Raw genomic sequence first — 7,424 nt, 5'->3', positions numbered from 1 at the left:
TAAGTCCCGAAAAAGAGTTATCCACTTTTCATAATTCCGCTGCCTTCATTTATTCAGGAGTACTTTCAGGCCCCTTTGCAGGGCTTGTGGATAAGTACTCTGAAAAGCCCGAAAAACTAATAGTTTTTTGAGTTTTTCATAGTATTCATCTATTAGTAAAAATGACGAATACCCTGTCTGCCTGATTCGCTTTTTCTTTATCTTTGCGTTACAATAGGAACATCAGGTAAAGGAGAACGGCATCCATGGCAAAAGTATATACAGAAGAAGAACTGAATAATTTCAGCAGGGAAACACTTATGGCAGTCATCCTGTCCATGCAGGATCAGATTCACCAGCTGAATACAAACATGGAGCGCCTGATCGAGCAGATCGCTGACGCAAACAATAAGCGTTACGGCCGTTCTTCCGAAAAACTGGAAACGATCTCCGGACAGCTGGAACTGGAGCTTATATTTAATGAGGCTGAAGCACTTACGGAAACACTGTATGTAGTTGAGCCTGTTGAGGAAGATGTGATACAGCCGCGTCGTAAAAATAAAGGAAAACGGGAGGCAGCTCTAAAAGATCTTCCGATTGAAGTGATCGTCCATACCCTGTCAGAAGAAAAACTCCAGGATGTCTTTGGCACAGATGGATGGAAACAGCTTCCAGACGAGATATATAAAAGGGTACGTGTGCAGCCGGCAGTCTATACTGTTGAAGAACATCATGTGGCAGTCTACGCTGGTAAGGACAACCAGACAATCATAAAAGCGGACCGTCCGAAGAATCTGCTCCGTAACAGCCTGCTCACTCCGTCACTTGCGGCAAGCATCATGAATGCCAAGTACGTAAACGGGCTTCCTCTTTACAGGATCAGCCAGGAATTCCTGCGGAATGACATCCATATCTCCAGACAGGTCATGGTAAACTGGATGATCCAGTGTGCGGACAGGTATCTGGGAATCCTTTATGACCGGCTCCATAAGGAGATGTATCAGTTTCATGTACTTCAGGCTGATGAGACTCCAGTCATGGTCACTAAGGATGGACGGCCGGTAAACAGTAAAAGTTACATGTGGATCTATCGGACCGGAAAGAGTTATGCGGATACTCCGATCATCCTGTATGAATACCAGCGAACCCGAAAAGCGGACCATCCGGAAGAATTCCTGAAGGATTTTAAAGGGATCGTAGTATGCGACGGTTACTCTGCATACAGGAAGCTGGACAGGGAAAATCCAGACATCGTCTTTGCCGGCTGCTGGTCACATGCAAGGCGCAGGTTTGCGGAGGCATTGAAAGCCCTGCCGAAAGCAGCACAGAAAAATGCGAAAGAGACTGTAGCTTACGAAGCAGTCAGCCGGATCGCAGCAATCTATCATCTGGACAACCAGATGGAGGGACAGCCTGCAAAAGTCAGAAAGATGTACCGTCAGGCCAATATCAGACCTCTTGTAGAGGCCTTCTTTGCATGGGCAAAAGAGATCCAGATTAAAAATCAGCTTTCCAGAGGAAAGACTCTGGATGGGATCAACTACTGTATCAATCAGGAAGTTTCTCTGAAAGCCTTTCTGGAAGACGGTGATATTCCTATGGATAACAATGCGACAGAAAGTGCTCTGCGTAGCTTTTGTCTCCATAAGCATACATGGAAGCTGATCGACAGTCTGGATGGCGCAAATGCCAGTGCTATTATCTACAGCATCACAGAAACGGCAAAAGCTAACAATCTGAATCCTTTTCGGTATCTTGAACATGTCCTGACTGTATTGAAGGACCACCAGGATGACAGGGAATATAGTTTTATAAATGATATCCTGCCATGGTCTGAAAAACTTCCAGCAATATGCCGGAGCAAAACAAAAGCAACTAATATTTAAAACCTTGCCGCCGGAAACGGCGGCTTAAAGTTAGAGCAGTACGGATAGTTTACCGTATACGAAAGAAAGGTCAAGGGGTGTAGAAACAAGCATTTTGTCGACCTGCAACAATTACAAGCCTCGTTGGAAAAGCAATGGGGTGTTTTTTAACCGGTTTTTTGGTGGATTCGTTTTGAGAGCAACTTTGAAATCAAATTTTGTTGCTTCGGCAATGAGCTGTTCTATCATAGAAATCTCTCTGTTGAGGTTGTAGAAGGTCTTTTGAATGAGGAAAATACAGGTTTATAGCGTTAGTGTAAACCACTCTTCTGAAGGTTAGCGATGACTTGTAACTAAAATAGCGACAAAATAAATTAAAAACTAAGATCAGTCTCTAAATAATTGATATTCTATGTGAAAGAGCGTATAATATAAGTACAAGAACAGGAGGCGATTATATGCTGGATGTAAATATGATAATTGCAAACAACATTCAGGCTGAACTGAAAAAAGAAAACAAAAAGCAGGTTGATCTGGCAGAAGGAATTGGAGTCTCCAAACAGACAATGAGCAAAATTATGAATGGTGCAAGAGCAATCAATGCGATTGAACTTCATAAGATTTCTGAATATCTGCATGTGTCGATGGATTCTCTGATGAAGATGCCAGAAAAGCCGATGGATACGAATGTGATTCATGCGTTTATGGGGCGTGTTAAAACAGAAGAAGCAAGAAAGGGAATCCGGCTTGCGGATGAACTGTCCGACATGATTCTGTTCCACACTAGGGCATGCGAGAATGGCAAAAAGATGGAGCAGCTCTGGGAGGATAAGTGATGAACAATGTTCTGAAAGATAGCCTTTTTGTAAGCCAAAACAGGAAATTTGATGAAATTCAATCTGTTGTCAGGCAGTTTTCGGCAGAGTATGTCGGTAATTCTATTATCAAAGATAATATTTTTGCTGTTATACAGAACTATGCAAGAAAGAAAGAAATTGCACTGGAACTGCTTCGTTTTCCAATTCATGATGATGAATTATGGGCATTGACTTTTTTGAAGCAGGATACGATTTTTGTGTGCGTAAATACGGCACTTCCACTATGTAAGCAGTTTTTCGCTGCGTCGCATGAATTGTACCATATCTACTGTTATGTAGAAAATGCAGACCAGAGCTATATAAAAAATGGTTCTATGCTGGATTCGGCAACAGGTGATGAAACAGGAAGAACACAGGAGGACTTGGAAGCTAATGCCTTCGCAGGTCTGCTTTTGATGCCGGATCAACTTCTCCATGAGCAAATTCTACTGTATGGAATTGATAAAGATTTGGTTTCGGTAGATTCCGTTTTGATACTTATGGATATGTTTGCTATGCCCTACAAGGCAGTTGTACTGCGCTTGTTTGAAAGTGGAAACATATCCCACCAGCAGGCTGAAAAGCTGCTGGAGATAAGTTCTGCGAATGTAATGAAAAGGGCATCACTGATAGGTAAGGCAAAGCGCTGGCAGCTTGATGGCAGGGGAACAGAATCTTTTGGCACACTCCTTGAGAAAGTTGAGTATAACAGACAGCATGAGTATCTGACAGAATCCAGAGAAAATGACGATGTGGCTTACATTACTCAACTGAAAAAAGAGTACGGTTTGGATTGAGGGGTGTCAAAGCGAAGTGAAAAAATATGCACTGCTAGATACCGATTTCATTTCCAAAACGCACTCTGTTCAAGATGGCGGCGATAATCATTTGATTGACCGGGTCATGGAATTGCCGGAATATGTGTTCTTTTGTCATGCGCAAATCGTAACAGAACTTAATCGGTATAATGCTGATGCGCCAATCTGGTTGAGCGAAAAGATTGGCGCGCAAAAGATAAAAAGCTACACAGATCAAGAAATTCTTGAAAGCCTGTCACATGTACGAGGGCCGCTGGCGTGTGCGACTTATACACAGATGTTAAAATTGGCCTGTGATGTTTTTTCTAAAGATTACTTTTCGGAACATTATCGAGCATTGGAAGATGCTGATTACACGGCGATATCGAGAGAGGATTATTTGAAAGAGCTTGAACGACTCGATATCGAAGTGGGCAAGAAAAATAATCTTGGAGAAATCAAGTCTTTTGTGCTGTTGCAGGTCTTGTCGGTGATGCTTGGGGAGCAGATTTATGTGTTCTGCTCCGATGACCGAAATGCTCGGAATGGCGCTACAAATTTTGAAGATGTTCGATGTATTAGTCTGGTATCGGTATTCTCGCGTTTGAAGGAGGAAGCAAACTGGACGTTTGAAGATGCTGAGCCGTATATTGAATCGCTCATTGCATTTTATCAAGATCATCACCAAACTACTTTCCGAGTAATGGAAGCGTCTGAGGTTAGAAGATTGCAACGGATACCATGCAGACAGGTGTTGCAGGAAATCTTTAACGGAAAATTTATTGAATTGAAAAATGGTATGTTGCGGTACAAGCGGTAAGTGAAAACAGGTTAAAGAATACCAACAATCACATGTCTAGTTGGGAAACCAGCGGAGAAAGTTATTGCAATGATAGAAGCAAAGAGTTCAGTAAAAACAGAAACATCTTAAAAAGTATACAGAGTATATTGCGAAGAAAAATCGCATATGATATAATGCTCGCAGGCAAAAAAGAATTAAAGTGTCTATAACAGAAAAAGCAAAAGCCCTCGAAGTTGCAGCTTCCAGGGCTTTCTTCGTATTTCATTTTTTATTACAGTGGATAAGTAACCACCAGGTAAGAGCTGCGCTGTTTGCAGTACAAAAGATAATTGTTGAGTTTACTACGAAACAGGAATATTCAGTTAGGCTTACGCACAACAGAAAATTTCCATTCAATGCAGAAAGGGGCGGTTTTATGAGGCAGGATACACTGGAGGGCAGAGCAAAAACGAAAAACGGTGTCATTCGATTATGCTTTTCAGTGCTTTGTATTTTATTGGAAGCAGCTTTTATCATTATCGTGATCACAAGGCTGAATGAATATGCGGAGATCGTTAATCTGCTGACTAGAGTCTTTGCAGGAATTCTGGTTCTGGCACTATATGCATCCGATCAGACCTCTTCCATGAAAATGCCGTGGATCATTCTGATACTTGTGTTTCCGATCATGGGAGTAGCGCTGTATCTGTTGATCGGATTAAATGGCGGAACCCGTAAAATGCGAGAACGATATGCGGATATCGACAGAAAGCTTCTGCCGCTTCTGCCGGACAATCGGGAAAAACTGGAAAATATCAAAAACAAAATCCCCAAAGCAGGAAATATCAGTGAGTATATTTGGAAAAATGCAGGTTATCCCGTATACCAGAACACGGATATTGTTTATTATGATGAGGCGGTAAAGGGATTAGAAGCACAGTTATCAGCACTGTCAAAGGCTGAAAAGTTTATTTTTATGGAATACCATGCGATAGAGGATGCAGAGGCCTGGAAAAAGATCCAGAAAGTGCTGGAGGAGCGTGTACAGGCAGGCGTGGAAGTGCGAGTATTTTATGATGATATGGGCTCTATTGGCTTTATTAATACGGATTTTGTAAAAAAGATGGAGCGGGTCGGAATCCACTGCCGGGTATTTAATCCGTTTATGCCGGGTCTGAATGTATTTCTGAACAACCGTGATCATCGAAAAATAACCGTGATCGATGGAAAAGCAGCTTTCACAGGCGGCTATAATCTGGCAAATGAATATTTTAATTACACCAATCCCTACGGACAATGGAAGGATACCGGGATCCGTCTTGAAGGCGATGCAGTTCAGTCGCTTACAGCAACATTCCTTGAAATGTGGAATGCAGCCAATGACAGGAATAATAATGAGGATTTCAGCAAATATTTTATAAGATCAGAATATAAGGCAGCTCAGAACGGATTTGTACAGCCTTATGCAGATAGTCCAATGGATGGTGAACAGGTAGGAGAGGAAGTTTATATCAGCATGGTCAACAAAGCTGAAAAATACTGCTGGTTTATAACGCCATATCTGATCATTACGGATGAAATGACACATGCGCTGTGTCTTGCTGCAAAGAGGGGAGTTGATGTCAGGATCATTACACCGGGAATCCCGGATAAAAAAATGATTTACAGTGTTACACGTTCCTTTTATCATGGACTGGTTAAAAATGGAGTGCGGATCTATGAGTGGACACCTGGCTTCTGTCACGCCAAGATGAGCGTGGCAGATGACTGTATGGCAACCTGCGGAACCATAAATCTGGATTACAGAAGCCTTTATCATCATTTTGAAAACGGATGCTTTATGGCAGACAGTCCGGCTGTGTTATCCATAAGAAATGACCTGGAAAAAACAATGAAGGAATGTCGGGAAGTAACAGAACAATACCGGACAGGACGCAGTGCATATCTTCGTCTGGGACAGCTTTTCATGAGATTGTTTGCAGGATTATTGTAAGGAAGAGGTGTAAATCTATGTGTACAGCAGCAACGTATCAGACAAAGGATTTTTATATGGGAAGAACTCTTGACTATGAGTTTTCCTATGGGGAAGAGGTGACCATAACCCCAAGAAATTATGAGTTCGATTTCCGATATGCAGGAAAAGTAAAAACACATTATGCTCTCATAGGAATGGCGTTTGTAGCAGGAGATTATCCGCTTTATTATGATGCGGCTAATGAAAAGGGACTGGGTATGGCAGGACTTAACTTTGTGGGGAATGCGGCATATGCAGAGGAAGTGGCAGAGACAGATAAGGATCTTGTCCAGGTGGCGCAATATGAATTTATTCCATGGATCCTTACCCAGTGTGCTTCGGTGGCTGAAGCAAGGAGGATGCTTTCCAATATGGAGCTTATGGGAACACCCTTCAGTGAACAGCTTCCAACGGCACAGCTTCACTGGATGATCGCAGACAAGGAGGAATGCATCGTTGTAGAATCCATGAAAGACGGAATGCACATCTATGACGATCCTGTTGGCGTACTTACAAATAATCCTCCATTCCCCGGTCAGATGTTTGCACTTAACAATTATGCGGGTGTATCCAGAAAGCAGCCGGAAAGTACATTTGCAGGAGTGCTGGAGCTGGATCCATACAGCAGAGGAATGGGCGGAATGGGAATTCCGGGAGATCTTTCAAGCCAGTCAAGATTTGTAAAGGTTGCATTTACAAAATTAAACGCAATATCCGGAGATGGGGAAAACGAAAGTGTCAGCCAGTTTTTCCATATTTTAGGCTCTGTTGATCAGCAGCGGGGATGCTGTGAGGTATCAGAGGACGCATATGAGATCACGATCTATACTTCATGCTGCAACACGACAAAGGGAATCTATTATTATACCACATATGATAATCACCAGATAACCGCAGTAGATATGTATGCGGAAAACCTTGATTCAGACAAGCTGATCCGTTATCCGATCATATTAAACGGTGAGATCCGATGGCATAATAAATAAGAACAAGATTTTTACAGAAGATAATGGGTAGGAAGATGGAAAATTATTCAATAGTATTCAGCAGCTTAACCGGTAATACAAAAAAGCTGCCAGTCAGCCGATCGTAGTGTATACAGAGATTTGACTTTACAGCAGAGAAAAATAT

6 protein-coding genes are annotated in these 7,424 nt (G+C 42.2%); all 6 read left to right on the top strand.

Annotation, left to right across the window (positions count from 1 at the left end; translation table 11 throughout):
* Positions 1–245: 245 nt before the first annotated feature.
* On the top strand, positions 246–1,865 hold the full coding sequence (tnpC, locus tag LKD46_RS15705; RefSeq protein WP_110102857.1) for an IS66 family transposase: 1,620 nt from the start codon (positions 246–248) through the stop codon (positions 1,863–1,865).
* A 437-nt stretch (positions 1,866–2,302) separates the two neighbouring features.
* Positions 2,303–2,680 carry a helix-turn-helix domain-containing protein gene (locus tag LKD46_RS15700; protein ID WP_015527351.1) on the top strand — a complete coding sequence of 126 codons (378 nt, stop codon included), beginning with the start codon at positions 2,303–2,305 and terminating at the stop codon, positions 2,678–2,680.
* Complete coding sequence (locus tag LKD46_RS15695; RefSeq protein ID WP_021652250.1) at positions 2,680–3,498, top strand: ImmA/IrrE family metallo-endopeptidase; 819 nt, start codon at positions 2,680–2,682, stop codon at positions 3,496–3,498. Before LKD46_RS15700 ends, LKD46_RS15695 begins: the two co-directional genes overlap by 1 nt.
* A gap of 16 nt (positions 3,499–3,514) precedes the next feature.
* The gene (locus LKD46_RS15690; RefSeq protein WP_021652251.1) at positions 3,515–4,318 is read left to right on the top strand and encodes a hypothetical protein; all 804 of its coding nucleotides are present in this window, start codon (positions 3,515–3,517) and stop codon (positions 4,316–4,318) included.
* 397 nt (positions 4,319–4,715) lie between these two features.
* Entirely contained in the window at positions 4,716–6,272 is a 1,557-nt protein-coding gene (cls, locus tag LKD46_RS15685) for a cardiolipin synthase (protein WP_110102919.1), read from the top strand.
* Between the two features lie 17 nt (positions 6,273–6,289).
* Positions 6,290–7,279 carry a choloylglycine hydrolase gene (gene bsh / locus LKD46_RS15680; protein WP_118368677.1) on the top strand — a complete coding sequence of 330 codons (990 nt, stop codon included), beginning with the start codon at positions 6,290–6,292 and terminating at the stop codon, positions 7,277–7,279.
* The last annotated feature ends 145 nt before the right edge of the window (positions 7,280–7,424 follow it).

The organism is Blautia fusiformis (genome assembly GCF_020686995.1).
In the GTDB taxonomy this organism is placed as follows: Bacteria; Bacillota; Clostridia; order Lachnospirales; family Lachnospiraceae; genus Blautia_A; species Blautia_A fusiformis.
This window is presented reverse-complemented; position numbering and strand designations above follow the sequence as displayed.

Excerpts from the sequence above, each read along its gene's own strand:
- cls (WP_110102919.1), top strand. The coding sequence starts at position 4,716 with ATGAGGCAGGATACACTGGAGGGCAGAGCAAAAACGAAAAACGGTGTC.
- bsh (WP_118368677.1), top strand. The coding sequence starts at position 6,290 with ATGTGTACAGCAGCAACGTATCAGACAAAGGATTTTTATATGGGAAGA.
- LKD46_RS15700 (WP_015527351.1), top strand. The coding sequence starts at position 2,303 with ATGCTGGATGTAAATATGATAATTGCAAACAACATTCAGGCTGAACTG.
- tnpC (WP_110102857.1), top strand. The coding sequence starts at position 246 with ATGGCAAAAGTATATACAGAAGAAGAACTGAATAATTTCAGCAGGGAA.
- LKD46_RS15695 (WP_021652250.1), top strand. The coding sequence starts at position 2,680 with ATGAACAATGTTCTGAAAGATAGCCTTTTTGTAAGCCAAAACAGGAAA.